This is a genomic window from Mycolicibacterium sp. TUM20985, assembly GCF_030295745.1.
In the GTDB taxonomy this organism is placed as follows: Bacteria; Actinomycetota; Actinomycetes; order Mycobacteriales; family Mycobacteriaceae; genus Mycobacterium.
Window position 1 is genome coordinate 3,314,842 of record NZ_AP027291.1, and the last position, 19,997, is coordinate 3,334,838.

The window sequence follows — 19,997 nt, forward strand, 5'->3', positions numbered from 1 at the left end:
CCGCTGCGCTTCGCTCGCCCCGGCTCAGGCATTCACGCGACCGAGGTAACTGCCGTCGCGGGAGTCGACCTTGAGCTTGTCACCGGTGTTGATGAACAGCGGCACGTTGATCTGGGCGCCCGTCTCCATGGTGGCCGGCTTGGTGCCTGCGCTGGAGCGGTCGCCCTGCAGACCAGGGTCGGTGTGGGACACGATCAGTTCGACGGTCACCGGCAGTTCCAGGTACAGCGGTGCGCCCTCGCTGAAAGCGACCTGCACCGGCATGCCCTCGAGCAGGTAATTCGCGGCATCTCCGACCAGGGACTCCGGCAGCGGGTGCTGTTCGAAGTCCTGGGCGTCCATGAACACGAAGTCACTACCGTCGCGGTAGAGGTACGTGGTGTCGCGGCGGTCGACGGTCGCGGTCTCGACCTTCACGCCTGCGTTGTACGTCTTGTCCACGACCTTGCCGGACAGCACGTTCTTGAGCTTGGTGCGCACGAACGCCGGACCCTTGCCCGGTTTGACGTGCTGGAACTCGGTGATCTGCCACAGCTGGCCATCGATCTGCAGGACGAGCCCATTCTTGAAGTCGGCGGTCGATGCCACGGGGGTACTACTCCTAGCCTTCTAGAGAATCGCCAGTTCCTTGGGGAACCGGGTCAGCAACTCGGGTGTGGGTGCATCATCACTGCCCACGACCAGCGTGTCCTCGATGCGGACGCCGCCATGGCCGGGCAGATAGACGCCGGGCTCCACGGTCACCGCGGAGCCAGCAAGCAGTGTACCGGCGGACGATGCGCTGATTCCCGGTGCTTCGTGGATCTGCAGGCCGACGCCATGGCCGAGCCCGTGTCCGAAGTTCTCGGCGAAACCCGCGTCCGCGATGTGCTGTCGCGACACGCCGTCCACGCCGGACAGGGACACGCCCGGGGCGAGGGCCTCCCGCCCGAGCCGCTGGGCGGTGGACACCAGGTCGTAGACGTCGCGCTGCCACTGCGCGACGGGCGACAGCACGAACGTCCGGGTCATGTCGGAGTGATAGCCGGCGACGAGCGCACCGAAGTCGATCTTCACGAAGTCACCCGCAGCGAGCACGGCGTCGGTCGGCCGGTGGTGCGGGATGGCCGAGTTGGCCCCCGCGGCCACGATCGTCTCGAACGACACGCCATCGGCGCCGTGGTCGAGCATCCGCGACTCCAGGTCCCGGCCGACCTCCCGCTCCGTCCGACCCGGCCGCAGCCCACCGGCGGCGACCAGGTCCGCGAGCGCGGCATCTGCGGCCTCGCAGGCCAACCTCAGCAGGGCGACCTCACCGGCGTCCTTCACCTCCCGCAGGGCCTCGACGGCACCGGCGGCCCGCACCAGCTCGACGCCGTTCGCCTCCTTCATCAGAAGGGCGTGTCCGTCGACCGTCACTACGTGGCTCTCGAAACCCAGCCGCCGCACCCCGGTGCCGGCCGCCAGTGCCGCCAGATGGGGCGCGCAGGCCCGCTCGATGACGAGCTCCGCGTCCGGTGCCTGCTCCGCGGCCTGCGTCCGGTACCGGCCATCGGTCGCCAACACGGGCTTCTCGTCGTCGACCCGAATCAGCAACGCCGCGTTCGAACCGGTGAATCCAGCCAGATAACGCACGTTGACCAGGTCCGTTACCAGCATTGCATCCAAATCGGCGGCGGCCAGTCTGCGACGCACGCGAGCCCTGCGCTGGGAAATCGTCACAGCGCATGACGGTACTCGCTAGGGTGTGCCCTCATGAGTAAGTGGTTGCTGCGCGGACTGGTGTTCGCTGCGCTGATGGTCGTCGTCCGGCTGCTTCAGGGTGCCCTGATCAACATGATGGAAAGCCAGGCGCTGTACATCAGCATCCTGCTGGTTGCCGTGTTCGCGATCGCGGCCTTCATCTGGGGTGTGATCGACGGCCGCGCCGACGCGAACGCGAACCCCGACCCCGACCGTCGTAGCGACCTGGCGATGACGTGGCTGCTGGCCGGCCTGTTCGCCGGCATCGTCTCCGGCTTCGTCGCGTGGTTCATCTCGCTGTTCTACGAGAACCTCTATGCGCAGGGTCTGCTCAACGAGATCACGACGTTCGCCGCGTTCACGGCGCTGCTGATGTTCGTCTTCGCCATCGCCGGCGTGGCGCTGGGTCGCGGACTCGTCGACCGCAATGCTCCCCCGATCCAGCGGCGCAGCGATGGTGACCGGGCCGACACCGACGTCTTCGCGGCCGTGCACGACGACCGCGGCGACCGCGGCGACCGCGACGAGGGCGTGACGGTTCCGGCGTCGACGGCTGATGCCGGGTCCAGCACGACCACCGAAGCTCTCGAGACCAAGCCCGAGGAACGGCGCTAACCTTCCGTCCCCGGCGCACGGCTTAGACGCGGTCGGACCGCCCCGGGCGGTATCCGAACAGCCGGTCTGGGCTCTTCACCGCTATCGAGGTGGACACGTAGGAGGCGAACCCGAGCCACGCCAGGCGCGGTACGAGGGCCCACGCCGCGCGCCGATCCAGTGCGGCGGTGGCGCGGACGCTGTAAGTGGTCAGCGCGAACCCCGCCATCGTGTTGGCCGCAGCGAGGATCGGGCTGCGCAGACCGAAGAACATTCCGGCAAATGAACTGAAGAGCATCCAGTTGGCGGCCTCGACTTCCAGGGCACGGCGACGGCCGGGAGTCTCCTCCGGCAGGTTCGCGATCCGCAGGTTGCTCACCAGTGTGAGCGTGTTGTTCGCCGCCCACACGGGCGCGAAGACCCACCCCGGAGGTGCGCCGGGCGGGGTGCGCAGCGAGGCGTAGAAGTCTCCGTCTCCGTTGTAGCCCGCCGGAAGTGCGCTGGCGACGTTGGCCACCACTCCGACGGCGGCGGCGTGCCACCACCGGTAGCGCCTTGATTCCTTGGTGCGGACGTCGGTCATCCCAATCTCCTTCGTTACGGGGGTTCGAGCGGACGGAGGCCCGGCGTTGGTAAAACTAGCTCCGTTTCCGAGTGACTCCGTTTCGGATCAGCGTAGATCTAAGATGCGACTATGGCAACAGCCGATCCAGGGAGCCCGCACGATCCCATCGATGACGTCGAGCGCGCCGAACGCAGTCGTATGACGGCACAGGAAACCTCTTGGGCTCTTCGGGAATTCACCCGCGCGGCCGTCGACGTCGACTACCTCATCGCTCGGCGGCTGGATCTTCGACCGATGGACTACACCGCGCTCAATCACATCTTCGGCAATGCCGGGTCATTGAGCCCGCATCACGTGAGCGCCCGACTCGGAATCAGCACCGGATCGGCAAGCGAGCTGCTGGACCGACTCGAGCGGGCCGGGCACATCGAGAGGCATCGCAGCGCCGACGACCGCAGGCGGGTGACACTCGAGCCCACCCCATCGGCCGTCGAGAACGTGCTCTCCACACTTCAGCCGCTCATCGCCGCGCTGGACGATCTGGCGGAGGAATACACCCCGGCGGAACGCGAGGTCATCACCCAGTACCTACGGGGAGCGGTCGGTGTCCTGCGGCAGTACGAACGAGCAGGAGATACCTAGTGCCCGCTGCCCGCCAGGTAGCGCAGCGCCAGCAGATAGCCCTGGACGCCGAGACCGACGATCACGCCCGTAGCCACCCCGCTCAGATACGAGTGGTGCCGAAACTCCTCGCGCGTATGCACATTCGAGATGTGCACCTCGATCAGCGGCGCACTCAGCTCCGCGCACGCATCGCGTAGGGCCACCGACGTGTGGGTCAGCGCGCCGGCGTTGAGCACCACCGGCTCCTTCGCGTCGGCGGCCGCATGGACCCAGTCCAGCAGCTCGGCCTCGCTGTCGGTCTGCCGCACGACGACCGTCACCCCGAGCTCGCCGGCTTCACGTTCGATCATCGCAACGAGATCGTCGTGGGTAGTGCTGCCGTAGACCTCGGGTTGCCGCTTGCCGAGCCTGCCCAGGTTGGGGCCGTTGAAGACGTTGATGGTCATGGGCGGGTCCCGATCTCCGAGTAGGCGGCCGCGAGCAGCGCGGGATCCGGGCCCTCCAGTCTGGCCGGCTTGGCCAGACCCTCGAGGACCACGAAACGCAGCACGCCCGACCGAGTCTTCTTGTCGCCGGCCATGTACTCGAGCAGCTGTGGCAGTGCGTCGGCGTCGTAGGTCGTCGGAAGCCCGAGCGCGGTCAGCACGGTGTGGTGCCGGTCGGCCGTCGCGTCGTCGAGCCGCCCGGCCAGGCGGCCCAGTTCGGCGGCGAACGCCAGTCCCACCGACACCGCGGCACCGTGGCGCCACCGGTAGCGCTCCCGACGCTCGATCGCGTGCGCGAGAGTGTGCCCGTAGTTGAGGATCTCGCGCAATTGCGATTCCTTCTCGTCGGCGGCGACGACCTCGGCCTTGACGACGACCGCTCGCCGGATCAGCTCGGGGAGCACCGAACCAGCGGGATCGAGCGCCGCTTCGGGATCGGCCTCGATCAGGTCGAGGATCACCGGGTCGGCGATGAATCCGGCCTTGACGATCTCCGCCATTCCCGCCACGATCTCGTTGCGTGGCAACGACTCCAGGGTGGCCATGTCGACCAGCACCGCGAGCGGTTGGTGAAAGGCTCCGACGAGGTTCTTGCCCGCTTCGGTGTTGATGCCGGTCTTCCCACCCACCGCTGCGTCGACCATGCCCAGCAGAGTGGTGGGCACGTGCACGACGTCGACGCCACGCAACCACGTCGCGGCGGCGAACCCCGTCACGTCGCTGGCCGCTCCCCCGCCCAAGCTGACGAGGGCATCCTGGCGACCGATGCCGATGCGGCCCAACACATCCCAGATGAAGCCGACGACCGGCAACTCCTTGCCATCTTCGGCATCCGGGATCTCGACGCGATGAGCATCGATACCGCTGTCGGACAATCGCTTTCGGATTGCCTCGGCCGTCTCGTTCAAAACGGGCTGATGCAGGATGGCCACCTTGTGCCGTCCGTCGAGGACGCGGGCGAGATCATCGAGCAACCCGGTCCCGATGATCACCGGGTAGGGCCGGTCGACCAGCACGTCGACGGTCACGGGTTCAGTCATTGCGCGCTTCCGCTTGACGGGCCAGCGCCGCGGGACTCGGCGGCGCTTCGGTGGTGGGTGCCGGGTTGAGGACGGTGGGAAGCCGACGCCACGCGGGTCGACGGCGACGCCGGGCCTGCGGACGGTCGACGGGCGCGCTCTCCAGGCGTTGCACGATGTTGCGCACCACGACACCGGGATTGCGGCGATTGGTGTTGATCCGCACCGTCGCCACCTGCCGATACAGCGGGACGCGCTGCGTCATCAACTCGCGGAACCGCTCACCGGGATCGCCACCGGCCAGCAACGGCCGGGTGGCACCACCGGAGGTGCGTCGAATGCCTTCGGCAGCACTGATTTCCAGGTAGACGACGGTGTGGCCGACCAGTGCCTCACGGACCTCGGGCGTGGTGATGGCACCTCCGCCGAGTGACACGACACCATCGTGTTCGGCGAGGGCCGCCCGCACCACGTCGGCCTCGATCTGGCGGAACTGCGCCTCACCCTCGACGAAGATGTCGGCGATCGAACGCCCCGTGGTCTCGACGATCTTGGCGTCGGTGTCCAGCAGGGGGACGTCGAGGGCCTTGGCCAGGCGGCGCCCGATGGTGGACTTGCCCGATCCGGGCATGCCCACGAGCACTGCCTTGGGGGCCATCAGCCCGACGCCTGCGCAGGATCTCTGGCCGCGATCGAGGCCAGGTAGCCGTCCACGTTGGCCTTGGTCTCCGCGAGCGAGTCACCCCCGAACTTCTCGAGCGCGGCACGGGCGAGGACGAGTGCCACCATCGTCTCGACGACGACACCGGCCGCAGGCACCGCGCAGACGTCCGAGCGCTGGTGGATCGCGACGGCTTCCTCGCCGGTGGTCATGTCCACGGTGGCCAGCGCCCTGGGCACCGTGGAGATCGGCTTCATGGCGGCCCGCACTCGTAGGGACTGCCCGTTGGTCATGCCGCCTTCGAGCCCGCCTGCACGGTTGGTCGAGCGCATCACCCCACCGGGGCCGGGGTAGATCTCGTCGTGGGCGACGCTGCCGCGACGGCGCGCGGTCTCGAAGCCGTCCCCGATCTCGACGCCCTTGATGGCCTGAATGCCCATGACGGCAGCCGCCAACTGGCTGTCGAGCCGACTGTCGCCGCTGGTGAAGGAGCCCAGTCCGATGGGCAGGCCCTCGACGACGACCTCGACGATGCCGCCGAGCGTGTCGCCGTCCTTCTTGGCCGCCTCGATCTCGGCGATCATGGCCGCTTCGGCGTCGGAGTCGAAGGCGCGGACCGGGCTGTCGTCGATCGCGTCGAGATCCGCCGGGCGCGGCGTCGGGCCGTCATAGGGCTTGGACGCCCCGATGGAGATGACGTGCGATAACACCTCGACCCCGAGGGCCTGGCGCAGGAAGGCCTTGGCGATGGTGCCCGCGGCGACCCGCGCGGCGGTCTCACGGGCGCTGGCGCGCTCGAGGACGGGACGGGCGTCGTCGAAGCCGTACTTGAGCATGCCCGCATAGTCGGCATGCCCGGGCCGCGGCCGGGTCAGCGGTGCGTTCCGCGCACCGTCCAGCTCTACGGGGTCGACCGGGTCGGCCGCCATCACGGTTTCCCACTTGGGCCATTCGGAGTTGCCGATCTCGATGGCAATCGGACCACCCAGCGTCACGCCGTGACGCACCCCGGTCAACACGGTGACCGCATCGGCCTCGAACTTCATCCGGGCGCCTCGGCCGTAGCCCAGCCTGCGGCGCTTCAACTGCCCGGCGACGTCGTCGGTCGTGATCTCGAGTCCAGCGACCATGCCCTCGACCATCGCCACCAGGGCGCGGCCGTGGGATTCACCAGCTGTGGTCCATCGCAACACGCGTCCCATCTTCCCATGACGTCCCCGACCTGAGGTAATCCGTCACGCGAGGCTGCGCTGCAGCAGCAATGTGTCGCCGTAGCGCTCGTGCTTGTAGCCCACGCGCTGCAGGCGGCCGGCGTCGGTGAAACCGAAGCGGTGGTGCAACCCGACCGACGCGGGGTCACCCGAATCGGCGATCACGGCGATCACCTCGCGGATGCCCGCCGCGCCACAGGCGTCGAGGAGTGCGGCCAGCAGTTCCGACCCGCAGCCCCGGCCGACCGCCCAGGGTGCGACGTACACCGAATCCTCGACGGTGCGCGAGTACGCGGGCCTCGTCTTCCACGGCGCGCAGTAGGCATATCCGGCGATCGCGCCCTCCCGTTCGACGATGAGGAAGGGCAGCGCGACACCGGTGATCGCCTCGAAGCGCCGCCGCCACTCGTCGGCCTCCGGCGGTTCCGTCTCGAAGGTGGCGACGCTCGTCAGCACGTAGTGGGCGTAGATCTCGGCGATGGCGGCGAGGTCAGCGGGCGTTGTGGGACGTATCGGCATGGTCGGTGCTCCCTCCCGGTGTGACGGTAGGGCTATCCCGCCACCAGGGCGACCGCAGCGATCGCCGACACGCACATCGCCGGGCCGTGCGGCACCGCGCTCGCCCCGGTACCCCGCGCGCGGAGGCCGACGCCCAACAGCGCTGTCAGGAGCGGTGCCGTGATCGCCGCGAGCACCCACGCGTCCACCCCGTAGGCGCCGGTCAGCGCACCGATCCCGAGCGCCAACTTCACGTCGCCCGCACCCATCGCAGCCGGTGAGAGCAGATGGACGACGAGGTAGATCACGGTCAGGGCGGCCGCCCCCACCAGCGCTGCCTGCCCACGACCGGCGAGCGCCGCGACGGTGAGCACGACCACCGCGCCGGGCAATGTCAACGCATTTGGCAAGCGGCGCTGCCGCACGTCGTAGACGGTCAACGCCGTTAGCCACGTCAGCGCGCACGCGCCGGCGACCGCTTCCCCCACGGGGAAAGCCTAGGTCGCCGCCAGGGCGGCGATCATCGCCTCTTTCGGCGCGGGCCGGCCGGTGAACTGCTCGACCTGTGCGTACGCCTGATTCAGCAGCATCTGCAAACCGCTGATGACGCGACCCCCCGCGGCGGCGAAGGACTCCGCGAGCGGGGTGGGCCACGGGTCGTAGATCGCGTCGAGCAGCACCGGCGCGGCGGTGACGCTGTCTGCGTACCGCGCAGCCACGTCGGCCGGGATGGTGTTGACCACGACATCGACGTCGTGCAGCGGTGTGCCCAACTCCACCCAGCCGGTCGTGACACCGCACCGCTCCCCGAGCTCCAGCAGTGGGGCGACCTTCTCACGATTGCGGGCAACGATCGAGATGTCCTGTACCCCAAGCGCGGTGAGCCCGGCAATGGCCGCGGGGGCGGTCCCGCCGGAGCCCAGGACCGCTGCGTGTTCGACTTCGACTCCCCGTAGGGCGCCGGTCACCCCGTCGACGTCAGTGTTGTCGGCGCGCCAGCCGGTCGGCGTGTGCACCAGCGTGTTGGCCGATCCGAGCAGCTCAGCGCGGGGCGTCCGCTCGTCGGCGACCTCCAGCGCGACGAACTTGCCGGGCATCGTGACGGAGAGGCCGACCCACTCGGGACCCAAACTGCCCACCAGCGAAGGCAATTCGTGGGCGTTGCACAGGATGCGCTCGTAGGTCCAGTCCAGCCCGAGCGCGCGGTAGGCCGCCAGGTGCAACTGCGGTGACCGCGAGTGGTTGATCGGCGAACCCAGCACCGCCGCCTTGCGGCTCATCGTGCGCTATCGAGCACACCGTTGAGTCGGGCGAGCTCGATGTTGGCCAGGTGCTGCTGGTACTCGCGGGTGAACAGCGTCGTGCCCTGCATGTCGACGGTCACGAAGTACAACCAGTCTCCCGGCTCGGGATTCTCTGCGGCGGCGAGTGCAGGTTGGCCGGGCGAGCAGATCGGCGTCATCGGAAGCCCTTCGCGCACATAGGTATTCCAGGGCGTGCTCCGACCTCGATCGGCGTCGGTGGTGGCGACTTCCTGTCGGTCGAGCGAGTAGTTGACCGTCGAGTCGAACTCCAAACGCCGATGATCGGGCGCGACCAGCCGGTTGTAGATGACCCTGGCCACCTTCGCGAAGTCCTGCGGCTTCGACTCGCGCTGCACGAGCGAAGCCACCACCAGGATCTGATAGGGCGAGAGGTTCTCCGCGCTCCCGGCCTCGAGCAACCCGTCCTGCTCGTACTGTGCGGCGCTCTCGGAGACCAGGGTGGCGAGGATGTCCTGCGCGGGCGCCGACGGATCGACGTTCCAGGTGCCCGGCGCGATGAGACCTTCGAGGCGCCGGTGGTCCTCGCCAAGAGCCTTCACCGGATCGACCGCCCACGTGGGCACGGCAAGGGCTGCCAGATCGCCGGCGCCCGCCACATTCTCGAGGTCGTCGGCGGTGACGCCGCACTTCTGTTGATCGTCGAGGGTGACGCACGTGGCGTCGGCGACCAGCGAGAAGATGCCCTTCGTGACCGCCGCAGACTTGACGTCGGTGACGTCGTCTAGCTGGCGCCCCTCCGGGATCACCAGGCGGCCGACCCGGTTCTCGGGGTCGGCGAGCCGCGACACCGCGGTGGTCGCCGGTATCTCGGTGCGCACCTTGTAGAACCCGGGCTGAATCTCGGAGATCGCCTTGTTATCCGCCGCCGCGTCGACGAACGCCTGGGACGTGGCCACGACGCCACTGTCCTGCAGGGTCTTGCCGATGGCGGTCGTGGAGTCGCCGTTGCGGACCTGTACGACGACGTCGCTGACCCCGTCACCTTCGTAATCGCTGGGGGTGCTGCCGAACATCCCCTGCCACATCCGCGACCCCAGGAATAGGGCGCCGACGAGGACCACGACCAACGCAAGCACCGAGAAGACCGTGACGTTGCGACGCTTGCGGCGGTTGCGGTTCGCGCGCGCCCGTTCGGTGCGGCTCATCGTCCGGCGTGGCCGTCCGACCGCCTCGGGTTCGGTGCGTCCACGTGCCCAATCGTCAGCCATCGACCGCTCCGTCGTCCTCGGCCAGGGCGACTCGCCGCTGGTCCAGCCAGGTCTGCAGGATGCCGACGGCAGCCGCCTGGTCGATCATCGTCTTCTGTCCCTTCGCCCGGACACCTGCCTCGCGCAGGGACCGTTGAGCGGTCACCGTGGTGAGCCGCTCATCCGACATCCGCACGGGTACCGGTGTGATCTTGGTGGCCAGGGCATCGGCGACGGCGATCGCGTCGAGCGCCGAGGGTCCGGTCCGGTCGGCGAGGGTCCGTGGCAGTCCGACCACTACCTCGACGACTGCGAACTCGGCGGCGAGCTGAGCCAGCCGGCGGATGTGCTTGCCTGCGGCATTGCGCCGATCTCTCGCCACGGTCTCCACGGGGGTGGCCAGGATGCCGTCGGGATCGCTGGTGGCGACACCGATGCGGACGGTGCCGACGTCGACCCCTAGCCGACGACCACGTCCCGGGTCGTCACCGCCCGGCCGGTCCGGTTGACGGTCTACGGTCTCGGCCAATCGGGTCAACTCCGCGCGATCTCGGCGAGCAGCGCCGACAGCGCCGTCTCGATGTTCGACGCCCCGGCGCCCGAGCCCTGCGCGAGATCGGCCTTGCCGCCGCCGCGTCCGTTCACCGCGGCGCCCAGTACCTTGACGAGGTCGTTGGCATTGAAGCCCAGATCCTGCGCGGCGGGGTTGACCGCGACGACGTACGGCACGGCGTCACCCTCACCGTCAGCGATCAGAGCGACCACGCCGGGATCCGATCCGAGCCGGCCCTTGACGTCGCCGACCAGGCTGCGCAGATCGGCGGCCGAGATACCGCCGGCCATGCGCTGTGCCACGACTCGCACCTTACCCACGACCTCCGCGCCTGCGGCGGCGTTGGTGGCCGCAGCCCGCGCGTTGGCCAGCCTGGACCGGTCGAGTTCCTTCTCGGCGGCCTTGAGGCGTTCGACGAGGTTGGCCACCCGCGCGGGCACCTCGTCCGAGCGCACCTTCAGCGACGAGGCCAACCCGGCCATCAGTGCGCGTTCCTTGGCCAGGTACTTGAACGAGTCCAGTCCGACGTAGGCCTCGACGCGGCGCACGCCCGAGCCGACGGAGGACTCGCCCAGGATCGTCACCGGTCCGATCTGCGCCGAGTTGTGCACGTGGGTGCCGCCGCACAGTTCCAGCGAGAACGGCCCGCCGATCTCCACCAGCCGGACGTCCTCGGGGTAGGCCTCGCCGAAGAGTGCCATCGCACCCATGGCCTTCGCCCTCTCGAGTTTGGTGTAGAGGGTGTTCACCGCGTAGTCCGCCTCGACAGCCTCGTTGGTGACCACCTCGATCTGCTCGCGCTGCTCGTCGGTCAGAGCGCCCTGCCAGTTGAAGTCGAACCGGAGATACCCGGGTCGGTTCAACGATCCGGCCTGAACGGCGTTGGGCCCCAACACCTGTCGCAGGGCGGCATGCACCATGTGCGTACCGGAATGCCCCTGGGTCGCGCCGTGACGCCACTTCGGGTCGACGGCCGCGGTGACGGTGTCACCCTCGACGAACTCGCCGGACTCGACGTTGACGCGGTGCACGAACAGCGTCTTGGCGATCTTCTGCACGTCGGTGACGGCCGCCTTGGCGGCACCGCTGGATCCGGTACCCGTGATCTCGCCCACGTCGGCGATCTGACCACCGGATTCGGCGTACAGCGGGGTGCGGTCGAGCACCAGCTCGACGCGTTCCGCGCCCGCCCCGTCGTGTGCCACCACGGGTACTCGACGACCGTCGACGAAGATGCCGAGAATCGTTGCCTCAGAGCTCAATTCGTCGAAACCGGTGAACTCCGTTGGGCCGGTGTCCACCAGCTCCCGGTAGGCCGACAGATCAGCGTGGGCGTGCTTGCGCGCCGCGGCGTCGGCCTTGGCGCGCTGACGCTGCTCGGCCATCAGGCCGCGGAAGCCCTCCTCGTCGACGGTCAGACCGGTCTCGGCCGCCATCTCCAGGGTGAGTTCGATCGGGAAGCCGTAGGTGTCGTGCAGTGCGAACGCGTCGGTCCCCGACAACACCGAGACCCCGGATGCCTTGGTGGAGTTGGCCGCCGTCTCGAACAACCGCGACCCCGACGCCAGCGTACGGTTGAAGGCGGTCTCCTCGGCGACCGCGATGCGATTGATCCTGTCGAAGTCGGTGGCGAGCTCGGGGTACGAGGGCCCCATGGCGTCACGGACGCACGCCATCAGCTCGCCGACGATCGGGGTGTCGATGCCGAGCAGCTTGGCCGACCGGATGACGCGGCGCAGCAGGCGCCGCAGCACGTAACCGCGACCGTCGTTCCCCGGGGTCACTCCGTCGCCGATGATGATCGCCGCAGTGCGGCTGTGGTCGGCGATGATGCGGTAGCGGACGTCGCTGGCGTGGGTTCCGTGCTCCCCGTACGGGATCGGCGCAATGCCGGCGACCAGATCGATCACCGGGCGGACGAGATCCGTCTCGTAGACGTTGTCCACGTCCTGAAGGAGGCAGGCGACGCGCTCGACGCCCATGCCGGTGTCGATGTTCTTGCGGGGCAGCGGGCCCAGGATCTCGAAGTCGGACTTGCCGGTCCCCTCGCCCCGCTCGTTCTGCATGAAGACGAGGTTCCAGATCTCGATGTAGCGGTCCTCGTTGGCCTCGGGCCCGCCGTCGATGCCGTACTGCGGACCGCGGTCGTAGTAGATCTCCGACGACGGCCCGCACGGGCCGGGGATGCCCATCGACCAGTAGTTGTCGGCCATCCCGCGACGCTGAATGCGGTCCAGCGGTAGCCCGGCCACCTCCTGCCACAGCGATATGGCCTCGTCGTCGTCGAGATAGACCGTCGCCCAGATTCTTTCGGGATCGAAGCCGTAACCGCCCTGGTCCTGCGAGTTGGTCAGTAGCGTCCAGGCGAACTCGATGGCGCCCTTCTTGAAGTAGTCGCCGAAGGAGAAGTTGCCGGCCATCTGGAAGAACGTGTTGTGGCGGGTGGTGATGCCCACCTCGTCGATGTCGGGGGTGCGAATGCACTTCTGGACGCTCACCGCCCGGTCCCACGGCGGCCGCTGCTGCCCCAGGAAGTAGGGCACGAACTGCACCATGCCCGCGTTGACGAACAGCAGGTTGGGGTCATCCAGGATGACCGACGCACTGGGCACCTCGGTGTGGCCTGCGTTCACGTAGTGATCGAGGAAGCGCTTCCTGATCTCGTGTGTCTGCACGTGCTGCTGTCCTTAATCACTTGGTGTCTTGCCCGGTGCCGATTCTCGACCGCATCACACTACCGGCCCATCACGATCAACCTGGCAAGGGCGCGGCTCAGCCGGCGATGAAGCTGACCCGCACCGAGCGCCGCGAGTTGTCCCTGTTCAGGTCGACCAGAACGACACTCTGCCAGGTGCCGAGTAGCGGCTCACCCGCCTGCACCGGGATGGTCACCGACGGGGCAACGATCCCGGGCAGGACGTGATCGGCGCCGTGCCCGGGTGATCCGTGCGAGTGGCGGTAACGACCATCGCGCGGCAGGAGTCGCTCCAGCGCCTCGACCAAATCGTCATCCGATCCAGCGCCGGTCTCGAGGATGGCGACACCCGCCGTCGCGTGCGGCACGAAGACGTTGCACAACCCGTCGCCGCGGGAGGCGCAGAAGGTGCGGACCGCGTCGGTGAGATCCACGGTGCGGCGGCGGGAGGTGTCTACGTCGATCAGCTCGCTGTTCACAGGGATGAGGGTACGGCCCAGGGCAATTCACGCCGACGTTTACACCGCCGCCCCGGGGGTACTGCTGTTCCAGCTCAACGGCCGTCCCACCTCACGAAAGAGAACTTCAATGACACCCACTGGCATCATCACCGCGATCCTCATCGGCGTCGTCGTCGGCGTGCTCGGGCGCCTGATCCTCCCCGGCAAGCAGTCGATCGGGTTGCTCGTCACGATTCTCGTCGGCATCGTCTCCGCGCTGATCGGCACCTGGTTGGCGCGCCAACTCGGCATCCCCACCGCCACTAACGGCATCGACTGGATGGAGTTGCTGGTCCAGGTCATCGTCGCGGCCGTAGGCGTGGGGCTGGTCGCCAGTTTGATGGGCCGTCGCCGGACGGGCATCACCCGCCGCTAGTCCGCTCCGCGGAGCTGCCACCGGTCCATCACGGCGTTGCCGTCGGGTATCCCCCGGCGGCAACGTTGCGTTTCGGGGTCGTCCGGCGGCCCCGAACCGCGCCGCCGGGGGGTCAGCGCCTGCGACGCAGGATCGCCCGCAGCTTGTCGAGCCGTCCCGCGATCTCCCGTTCGACCCCGTGCGTCGTCGGCCGGTAGTAGTCGACGCCGACCAGCTCGTCGGGCGCATACTGTTGCGGCACAATGCCATCCGGGTCATCGTGGGGGTAGGAGTAGCCCTGCGCATTGCCCAGCGCCGCCGCCCCCGAATAGTGACCGTCGCGCAGGTGCGGCGGCACCAGCCCCGCCTTGCCCGCCTTGATGTCCGCCATCGCCGCCCCGAGCGCCGTCGTCACCGCGTTGGACTTCGGGGCCGTGGCCAGGTGCACCGTGGCGTGTGCGAGCGTGAGCTGCGCCTCGGGCATGCCGATCAGCTGCACGGTCTGCGCGGCGGCGACGGCAGTCTGCAGGGCCGTCGGGTCGGCCATCCCGACGTCCTCGCTCGCGAGGATGGTGAGCCGCCGCGCGATGAAGCGCGGATCCTCCCCCGCCGTCAGCATCCGCGCGAGGTAGTGCAGCGCCGCATCGACGTCGGACCCCCGCACCGACTTGATGAAGGCACTGACCACGTCGTAGTGCTGATCGCCGTCGCGGTCGTAGCGGACGGCGGCCTTGTCCAGCGACTGCTCGATGACCTCGACCGTCACGTGATCACCGGCCTCGGCGGCGACCTCCAGCGCGGTCAACGCGCGGCGGGCGTCCCCCGCGGCGAGCTGCACCAAGAGTTCGACGGCGTCGGCGTCGACCGAGACCGAGCCGTCGAGCCCGCGAGGATCGGCGATGGCCCGCTCGACGACCGCCCGCACCGCGTCCGCACCGAGCGGTTGCAGCTGCAGGATCAGCGAACGGGACAGCAGCGGCGCCACCACGGAGAAGGACGGGTTCTCGGTGGTCGCGGCCACCAGCAGCACCACGCGGTTCTCCACCGCGGCCAGCAGGGCATCCTGCTGGGTCTTGGAGAACCGGTGCACCTCGTCGATGAAGAGCACGGTCTGCTTGCCGTGTACCGCGGCCCGCCGCGCGACGTCGATCACGGCCCGGACGTCCTTGACCCCCGCCGACAGCGCCGACAATGCCTCGAACCGGCGTCCCGTCGCCTGCGAGATCAGCGACGCGAGTGTCGTCTTGCCGGTACCCGGAGGTCCGTAGAGGATGACCGACGCGGCGCCGGAACCGTCGACCAGACGCCGCAGCGGAGAACCGTCGCGCAGGAGATGATCCTGGCCGACCACCTCGCCGAGACCGGCCGGGCGCATCCGGACGGCCAGCGGGGACGAGGGTCCGCCACCGGGGATGCCCTCACCCTCGCCCGGTTCCGGGGCCACGTCGAACAGACCATCGGGCACGGGTCAGGCATACCACGGCAGGTCGTCACCGCCGAACGCGGCGAGTCCCTCAGTCGCGCAGCGTGCGGCCATCCGAATCCGGGACCCGGCCCAACAGAATCAGGATCGCGTCGACCAGCGGCCAGATTCCACAGGTCAACCACGACAGCAGCAGCATCGCGACCCCGAGACCGGTGTAGCCGAGGTAGAAGCGTCCGATCCCAAGGGTGCCGAGGAACAACTGCAACAGGCCCGCGACGAGCTTGCTCTTGTCCGACAGCGGCCTGCCGTAGGCGTCGACGCCGTACGGCCCCCCGGGGTACGGCGGTGGCGGATAGGCGCCGTACGGCGGAGGAGGTGCTCCGTAGGGGCCGGGAGTTGGGGGCGGCGCTGCGTCGTAACCCCCGATCGGCGGCGGCCATGCCGGATCCTGGCCAGGAGGCGGCGGGTAGGGCGGGTACGGCGGATCCGAGTCATCGGGCGGGGGTGGAGGAGGCGCTGACATGCCACGGATGATGTCCCATTACCGGGTCCGCGTCCACCGCTTCCGACGCGCCGGTCGGCGATTCAGGGAGCCGTGACGAAGTCGATCAGTTCCTCGACCCGGCCGATGAGCGCCGGCTCCAGGTCGGTCCAGTCCCGGACCGTGCTCCGGATGCGGCGCCATGCCGCGGCGATGTCGGCCTGGTCGGCGTGCGGCCACCCGAGTGCGTCGCAGATGCCGTGCTTCCACTCCATGCTGCGCGGGATGACGGGCCAGGCCGCCAGACCGAGCCGCCCTGGCTTCACGGCCTGCCAGACGTCGACGTAGGGGTGACCGACCACCAGCGTGTGCTCCCCACCGGGACCTCGTCGCACCGCCTCGGCGATGCGCGCCTCCTTGGACCCGGTGACCAGGTGGTCGACCAACACGCCGAGTCGGCGCTCGGGGCCCGGCGCGAAATCGCGCACGATCGCCGCGAGATCGTCGATACCACCCAGGTATTCGACGACGACGCCCTCCACGCGGAGGTCGGCGCCCCACACCTGCTCGACGAGTTCGGCGTCGTGCCGACCCTCGACGTAGATTCGGCTCGGCAGCGCCGTGCGAGCGCGAGCACCGGTGACGGCCACCGAACCCGACGCCGTCCGGGCCGGGCCCGCCGCCTTCGCCTTGGGTGGGGTGAGGATCACCGGTTTCCCGTCGACCAGATAGCCGGGGCCGACGGGGAACGGGCGGCGGTGGCCGTCGAAGTCCTCGAGTTCCATCCGGCCGTACTCGACGCGGACGATCGCGCCGACGTAGCCGGTCTCCACGTCCTCCACGACCAGACCGAGGTCGGCGGCCATCTCCGTCGATCGCACCCGCCGGGTGGCGTGTGGATTCTGGGCCAGGACGTCGGAGCCGTATCGATCGTTCACGACCGCGAGCCTAGGAACGATCGCTGCGCTCAGTCTGCCGCCGCGCCGAATCCGTGACCGATCAGTGACCGGCAGGCCAGCCGGACGTCGGCCACCGCCTGGCTGGCGTCCAGTTCGCCGCCGACGGTCCACGTCAACACGCCGAAGGTCACCTGCTCGACGAGTCGGGCGGTGCGAAGATGGCCCTCCGTCGGGTGCACCACCCCCGCCGTGGCCAGGATGAGGTCACGCATGGCGTGATCATCGGTGGCGCCGGCGTGTGCCCGCACCACCTGGGTGGACGTGATCATCGCGTGCGCGAGATGGCGGTGCTGCAAGAGATTTCGACACGCGCCCGCCATCAGATCGCCGACCGCCTCGGCGGGATCTGCGGTCGGCTGCACGGGCTTGGCGCGGTGGGCGAGGGCGGCGACCTGGGCGCCGAGCACCGCAGCGAAGACGTGGTACTTCGACGGGTAGTACCGGTAGAGGGTGCGTAGCGCCACCCCGGCCTCGCCGGCGATCTCCTGGGCGGCGATCCGGTCGATCTCCCTGGTCCGTCCGAGCCGGGTGGCGGCCAGCAGGATCGCGGTGCGGCGGGCCTCCTGATCGTCGGTCGACGGCAGTGCGGGAGATCGCCGCTGACCGATTCGCACCACTCCGCAAGTATCGGCACGACGTCCGGACACGCAGCACCTGTACCGGTGAGCGGGACGACGCAGCGGGCCAACGATTCGGTTTGCGACGATCACCGGATGCTCGACGCCACCAGATACGGCCCGTGGGCGGTGATCGCTGGCGGCTCCGAGGGGGTCGGGGCCGAATTCGCCCGGCTGGTCGCCGAATCCGGGATCAACCTCGTCCTGATCGCCCGCACACCGGGGCCGCTGGAGGTGACGGCGGAGGCATGCCGAACCCTCGGCGCCGAGGTGCGCACGCTGGCAACGGATCTCGTCGACCCCGCCGGCATCGAGCTGATCGCCGACGCGACCGCCGACCTCGACGTGGGCCTGTTGATCTTCAACGCGGGGGCGAACACCTGCAGCGAGGAATTCCTCGACGGCGATCTGGCCGCCTTCCACCGCGTCCTCGACCTCAATCTCGGGGCCATGATGGCGCTGGTCTCGCACTTCGGTCGCCCGATGCGTGACCGCCGACGCGGGGGCCTGCTGCTGGTGGGGTCGATGGCGGGCTACCTCGGGTCCGTCCGACATTCGGTGTACGGCGGGGTCAAGGCGTTCGGGCGTATCTTCGCCGAGAGCCTCTGGCTGGAGTTGCGCGAATACGACGTGCACGTCCTCGAATTGGTGCTCGGCGTCACCAGGACACCCGCGATGGAGCGGGTTGGCCTGAACTTCGACGTGCCGGGCCTGAAGGTGGCCGAGCCGGCCGACGTCGCCCGCGAGGGCCTCGAGCAGTTATCGCACGGCCCGGTCTTCGTTGCGGGCGGCAATGCCGGCGACGTCGCCCGCCGCAACGGGCCCGACCGCGCCGAGGTGGTCCTCGGCACCCATCGCTTCATGCAGAAGCTCATCGGTCCGCGCTAGCCGAGCGCCTGACGGATGCGAGCCGCCGCGTCGACGGCCAGCGGTAGATAGCGAGCTCCGGAGACGTTGTCGGGCAACACCATTCCGACCGACGCCCGCGCCCCGACGGCCGCCGCCACCGACGTCAGACCGGGTCCGTAGTCGCCAGCCCGCACCAGTCCCCCGGCGCGGCGCACGACGTAGAGATCGACTCCAGGGTCGGAGCGTTGCTCCTCCGGCGGCCGTGCAGCCAGGATCGCCAGCCCCAGCGCGACGCGCTCCGCGGGGATCCGCGAACCCACCCTCGTCGGCACCCGGTCCGCCGACACGCCACCCAGCTTGTCGAGGTGGACGACGTCGGCACCATCGATGACGCCGAGATGTACGACGGCGCCGGTGTTCACGTGCAGTCGGTGCAGAACCGGTGCGGCGGCCTCGCGCAGCCGCAGATCGGCTGCGTCGCCCGCGCCCCACGACATGGCTCTGGCACCCAGCCCGTAGCCATCATCGTTGTGGCTCAACCACTTCAACCTCACCAAGTGATCGAGGATGCGGTGCGTCGTCGATCGTGGCAGGTCGGCTCGGCGAGCGACCTGATCGAGGCTCAAACCCGTCGTGGCGTCGTCGAACACGTCGATGATCGAGGTCACCCGGTCGACCATGGTCATGTGGTGCGCTCCGCCATCGCCGAGAAGACATCGATGAGAATTGGTTCTACCTGCGTCGGACACGCTAACGGTCCCGGTGATCGGGACGCAAGCCCCGGGCCGGTCGGGCCCGCGGTACAACCCGGGCGTGCGAATCGGACTGTCGACCCCCGTGGTGATGCGACTACCGGGTACGGCGTCCCCGTGGGAACGCGACGCGGACATCGAGGACGTCGCCGGGATCGCGGCGGTGGCCGACGATCTCGGATTCGACTTCCTGACGTGCCCCGAGCACGTCATCATCCCCACCGACGTGGGCGCCCAACGGGGATCCACCTACTGGGACCCGTCCGTGACGCTGGGCTTCCTCGCCGCCCGCACGTCGCGCATCCGCTTGGTGACCGCCGTCCTCGTGCTCGGCTACCACCACCCGCTGGAGATCGCGAAGCGCTACGGCACCCTCGACCGCGTCAGCGGCGGCCGGGTGGTGCTCGGCGTCGGCGTGGGATCGCTGGCGGAGGAGTTCGCGCTCCTCGGCGCGGAGTGGGACGACCGGGGCCCGCGGGCCGATGACGCCGTTCGCGCCCTGCGGGCCTCGCTGTCCACCACGACACCGGTGTACGAGGGCCGGTACTACCGCTATGACTCGGTGATCGTCGACCCGTGTGCGGTCCAGTCCCGCGTGCCGATCTGGGTGGGTGGCAGGACCGGTCGCTCGCTGCGGCGGGCGGCCACCCTCGCCGAGGGCTGGATGCCGTTCGGCCTTGGCTCCGCCGAGCTGGCCAAGATGCTTGCCACCGTTGACCTTCCGGAGGCGTTCGACGTGGTGCTGGCGTGCGGACCCCTCGATCCGCGCGGCGCGCCGGACGATACGCGCCGTCGACTGGAGGCCCTGCGCGACCTCGGGGCGACCGCCGCGACCTGCGCGCTCGCGGCGGACTCCGCCGACCACTACTGCGAGCAGCTCGGGGCGCTCCGCGCACTCGCCGACGACATCGAGGGGTGA

The 19,997-nt window shown here is 69.1% G+C and carries 24 protein-coding genes; 5 read left to right on the plus strand and 19 right to left on the minus strand.

The window, feature by feature from the left end:
- Positions 1 to 24 precede the first annotated feature (24 nt).
- Both efp and QUE68_RS16195 read right to left on the minus strand, forming a co-directional pair.
- Positions 25 to 588: an elongation factor P gene (efp, locus tag QUE68_RS16190; RefSeq protein ID WP_284227106.1), complete on the minus strand. Its 564-nt coding sequence runs from the start codon at positions 586 to 588 to the stop codon at positions 25 to 27.
- A gap of 21 nt (positions 589 to 609) precedes the next feature.
- Positions 610 to 1,701: an aminopeptidase P family protein gene (locus QUE68_RS16195; protein WP_284235806.1), complete on the minus strand. Its 1,092-nt coding sequence runs from the start codon at positions 1,699 to 1,701 to the stop codon at positions 610 to 612.
- 33 nt (positions 1,702 to 1,734) lie between these two features.
- Between QUE68_RS16195 and QUE68_RS16200 the strand changes: the two genes are divergently transcribed.
- Complete coding sequence (locus QUE68_RS16200) at positions 1,735 to 2,337, plus strand: B-4DMT family transporter (RefSeq protein ID WP_284227109.1); 603 nt, start codon at positions 1,735 to 1,737, stop codon at positions 2,335 to 2,337.
- Between the two features lie 22 nt (positions 2,338 to 2,359).
- Here QUE68_RS16200 and QUE68_RS16205 read toward each other — a convergent pair whose 3' ends face one another.
- Entirely contained in the window at positions 2,360 to 2,899 is a 540-nt protein-coding gene (locus tag QUE68_RS16205; protein WP_284235805.1) for a TspO/MBR family protein, read from the minus strand.
- A gap of 111 nt (positions 2,900 to 3,010) precedes the next feature.
- Between QUE68_RS16205 and QUE68_RS16210 the strand changes: the two genes are divergently transcribed.
- Positions 3,011 to 3,523, plus strand: coding sequence for a MarR family winged helix-turn-helix transcriptional regulator (locus tag QUE68_RS16210; RefSeq protein ID WP_284235804.1), 513 nt, complete (start codon positions 3,011 to 3,013; stop codon positions 3,521 to 3,523).
- Here the strand turns inward: QUE68_RS16210 and aroQ are convergent.
- The 11 genes from aroQ to QUE68_RS16265 form a co-directional block, all read right to left on the minus strand.
- Complete coding sequence (gene aroQ / locus QUE68_RS16215) at positions 3,520 to 3,951, minus strand: type II 3-dehydroquinate dehydratase (RefSeq protein WP_284227114.1); 432 nt, start codon at positions 3,949 to 3,951, stop codon at positions 3,520 to 3,522. The genes QUE68_RS16210 and aroQ overlap by 4 nt on opposite strands.
- Positions 3,948 to 5,030, minus strand: a complete 1,083-nt coding sequence (gene aroB, locus QUE68_RS16220; RefSeq protein ID WP_284235803.1) for a 3-dehydroquinate synthase — start codon at positions 5,028 to 5,030, stop codon at positions 3,948 to 3,950. Before aroB ends, aroQ begins: the two co-directional genes overlap by 4 nt.
- Positions 5,023 to 5,667 (minus strand): shikimate kinase, encoded by a 645-nt coding sequence (locus tag QUE68_RS16225; protein WP_284227116.1) that lies wholly within the window; start codon positions 5,665 to 5,667, stop codon positions 5,023 to 5,025. Before QUE68_RS16225 ends, aroB begins: the two co-directional genes overlap by 8 nt.
- Positions 5,667 to 6,863 carry a chorismate synthase gene (aroC, locus tag QUE68_RS16230; protein WP_284227117.1) on the minus strand — a complete coding sequence of 399 codons (1,197 nt, stop codon included), beginning with the start codon at positions 6,861 to 6,863 and terminating at the stop codon, positions 5,667 to 5,669. The genes QUE68_RS16225 and aroC overlap by 1 nt, the downstream gene beginning before the upstream one ends.
- 42 nt (positions 6,864 to 6,905) lie before the next feature.
- The gene (locus QUE68_RS16235; RefSeq protein WP_284235802.1) at positions 6,906 to 7,400 is read right to left on the minus strand and encodes a GNAT family N-acetyltransferase; all 495 of its coding nucleotides are present in this window, start codon (positions 7,398 to 7,400) and stop codon (positions 6,906 to 6,908) included.
- A 32-nt stretch (positions 7,401 to 7,432) separates the two neighbouring features.
- The gene (locus QUE68_RS16240) at positions 7,433 to 7,867 is read right to left on the minus strand and encodes a prepilin peptidase (RefSeq protein WP_284227119.1); all 435 of its coding nucleotides are present in this window, start codon (positions 7,865 to 7,867) and stop codon (positions 7,433 to 7,435) included.
- Between the two features lie 9 nt (positions 7,868 to 7,876).
- On the minus strand, positions 7,877 to 8,659 hold the full coding sequence (locus tag QUE68_RS16245) for a shikimate dehydrogenase (protein WP_284227120.1): 783 nt from the start codon (positions 8,657 to 8,659) through the stop codon (positions 7,877 to 7,879).
- Positions 8,656 to 9,912 (minus strand): endolytic transglycosylase MltG, encoded by a 1,257-nt coding sequence (locus QUE68_RS16250; protein WP_284227122.1) that lies wholly within the window; start codon positions 9,910 to 9,912, stop codon positions 8,656 to 8,658. The genes QUE68_RS16245 and QUE68_RS16250 overlap by 4 nt, the downstream gene beginning before the upstream one ends.
- Positions 9,905 to 10,420, minus strand: coding sequence for a Holliday junction resolvase RuvX (ruvX, locus tag QUE68_RS16255; RefSeq protein ID WP_284227124.1), 516 nt, complete (start codon positions 10,418 to 10,420; stop codon positions 9,905 to 9,907). Before ruvX ends, QUE68_RS16250 begins: the two co-directional genes overlap by 8 nt.
- A gap of 5 nt (positions 10,421 to 10,425) precedes the next feature.
- Positions 10,426 to 13,119 (minus strand): alanine--tRNA ligase, encoded by a 2,694-nt coding sequence (alaS, locus tag QUE68_RS16260; RefSeq protein ID WP_284227125.1) that lies wholly within the window; start codon positions 13,117 to 13,119, stop codon positions 10,426 to 10,428.
- 97 nt (positions 13,120 to 13,216) lie between these two features.
- Positions 13,217 to 13,606 (minus strand): secondary thiamine-phosphate synthase enzyme YjbQ, encoded by a 390-nt coding sequence (locus QUE68_RS16265; RefSeq protein ID WP_455013474.1) that lies wholly within the window; start codon positions 13,604 to 13,606, stop codon positions 13,217 to 13,219.
- Between the two features lie 121 nt (positions 13,607 to 13,727).
- Between QUE68_RS16265 and QUE68_RS16270 the strand changes: the two genes are divergently transcribed.
- Positions 13,728 to 14,015, plus strand: a complete 288-nt coding sequence (locus QUE68_RS16270) for a GlsB/YeaQ/YmgE family stress response membrane protein (RefSeq protein WP_284227127.1) — start codon at positions 13,728 to 13,730, stop codon at positions 14,013 to 14,015.
- 112 nt (positions 14,016 to 14,127) lie between these two features.
- Here the strand turns inward: QUE68_RS16270 and QUE68_RS16275 are convergent, their stop codons facing one another.
- The 4 genes from QUE68_RS16275 to QUE68_RS16290 all read right to left on the minus strand — a co-directional run bounded on the left by QUE68_RS16275 (position 14,128) and on the right by QUE68_RS16290 (position 17,477).
- The gene (locus QUE68_RS16275) at positions 14,128 to 15,459 is read right to left on the minus strand and encodes a replication-associated recombination protein A (RefSeq protein ID WP_286274134.1); all 1,332 of its coding nucleotides are present in this window, start codon (positions 15,457 to 15,459) and stop codon (positions 14,128 to 14,130) included.
- A gap of 49 nt (positions 15,460 to 15,508) precedes the next feature.
- Positions 15,509 to 15,943, minus strand: coding sequence for a TM2 domain-containing protein (locus QUE68_RS16280; RefSeq protein ID WP_284227129.1), 435 nt, complete (start codon positions 15,941 to 15,943; stop codon positions 15,509 to 15,511).
- A gap of 62 nt (positions 15,944 to 16,005) precedes the next feature.
- Positions 16,006 to 16,839, minus strand: a complete 834-nt coding sequence (locus QUE68_RS16285; protein WP_286274135.1) for a DUF3097 domain-containing protein — start codon at positions 16,837 to 16,839, stop codon at positions 16,006 to 16,008.
- A 29-nt stretch (positions 16,840 to 16,868) separates the two neighbouring features.
- A complete protein-coding gene (locus tag QUE68_RS16290; RefSeq protein ID WP_286274136.1) occupies positions 16,869 to 17,477 on the minus strand; it encodes a TetR family transcriptional regulator in 609 nt (202 codons plus the stop codon).
- Between the two features lie 96 nt (positions 17,478 to 17,573).
- Between QUE68_RS16290 and QUE68_RS16295 the strand changes: the two genes are divergently transcribed.
- Entirely contained in the window at positions 17,574 to 18,365 is a 792-nt protein-coding gene (locus QUE68_RS16295) for an SDR family NAD(P)-dependent oxidoreductase (protein ID WP_286274137.1), read from the plus strand.
- Here QUE68_RS16295 and QUE68_RS16300 read toward each other — a convergent pair.
- Positions 18,362 to 19,012 carry an IclR family transcriptional regulator gene (locus tag QUE68_RS16300; RefSeq protein WP_286274138.1) on the minus strand — a complete coding sequence of 217 codons (651 nt, stop codon included), beginning with the start codon at positions 19,010 to 19,012 and terminating at the stop codon, positions 18,362 to 18,364. The two genes, QUE68_RS16295 and QUE68_RS16300, sit on opposite strands and share 4 nt — an antisense overlap.
- A 127-nt stretch (positions 19,013 to 19,139) precedes the next feature.
- Between QUE68_RS16300 and QUE68_RS16305 the strand changes: the two genes are divergently transcribed.
- Positions 19,140 to 19,997: a TIGR03619 family F420-dependent LLM class oxidoreductase gene (locus tag QUE68_RS16305; RefSeq protein ID WP_286274139.1), complete on the plus strand. Its 858-nt coding sequence runs from the start codon at positions 19,140 to 19,142 to the stop codon at positions 19,995 to 19,997.

Coding starts and splice junctions, on each gene's coding strand:
- QUE68_RS16200 (WP_284227109.1), top strand. CDS start 1,735: ATGAGTAAGTGGTTGCTGCGCGGACTGGTGTTCGCTGCGCTGATGGTC.
- QUE68_RS16205 (WP_284235805.1), bottom strand. CDS start 2,899: ATGACCGACGTCCGCACCAAGGAATCAAGGCGCTACCGGTGGTGGCAC.
- QUE68_RS16210 (WP_284235804.1), top strand. CDS start 3,011: ATGGCAACAGCCGATCCAGGGAGCCCGCACGATCCCATCGATGACGTC.
- aroQ (WP_284227114.1), bottom strand. CDS start 3,951: ATGACCATCAACGTCTTCAACGGCCCCAACCTGGGCAGGCTCGGCAAG.
- aroB (WP_284235803.1), bottom strand. CDS start 5,030: ATGACTGAACCCGTGACCGTCGACGTGCTGGTCGACCGGCCCTACCCG.
- QUE68_RS16225 (WP_284227116.1), bottom strand. CDS start 5,667: ATGGCCCCCAAGGCAGTGCTCGTGGGCATGCCCGGATCGGGCAAGTCC.
- QUE68_RS16235 (WP_284235802.1), bottom strand. CDS start 7,400: ATGCCGATACGTCCCACAACGCCCGCTGACCTCGCCGCCATCGCCGAG.
- QUE68_RS16245 (WP_284227120.1), bottom strand. CDS start 8,659: ATGAGCCGCAAGGCGGCGGTGCTGGGTTCGCCGATCAACCACTCGCGG.
- QUE68_RS16250 (WP_284227122.1), bottom strand. CDS start 9,912: ATGGCTGACGATTGGGCACGTGGACGCACCGAACCCGAGGCGGTCGGA.
- QUE68_RS16270 (WP_284227127.1), top strand. CDS start 13,728: ATGACACCCACTGGCATCATCACCGCGATCCTCATCGGCGTCGTCGTC.
- QUE68_RS16280 (WP_284227129.1), bottom strand. CDS start 15,943: ATGTCAGCGCCTCCTCCACCCCCGCCCGATGACTCGGATCCGCCGTAC.
- QUE68_RS16295 (WP_286274137.1), top strand. CDS start 17,574: ATGCTCGACGCCACCAGATACGGCCCGTGGGCGGTGATCGCTGGCGGC.
- QUE68_RS16300 (WP_286274138.1), bottom strand. CDS start 19,012: ATGACCATGGTCGACCGGGTGACCTCGATCATCGACGTGTTCGACGAC.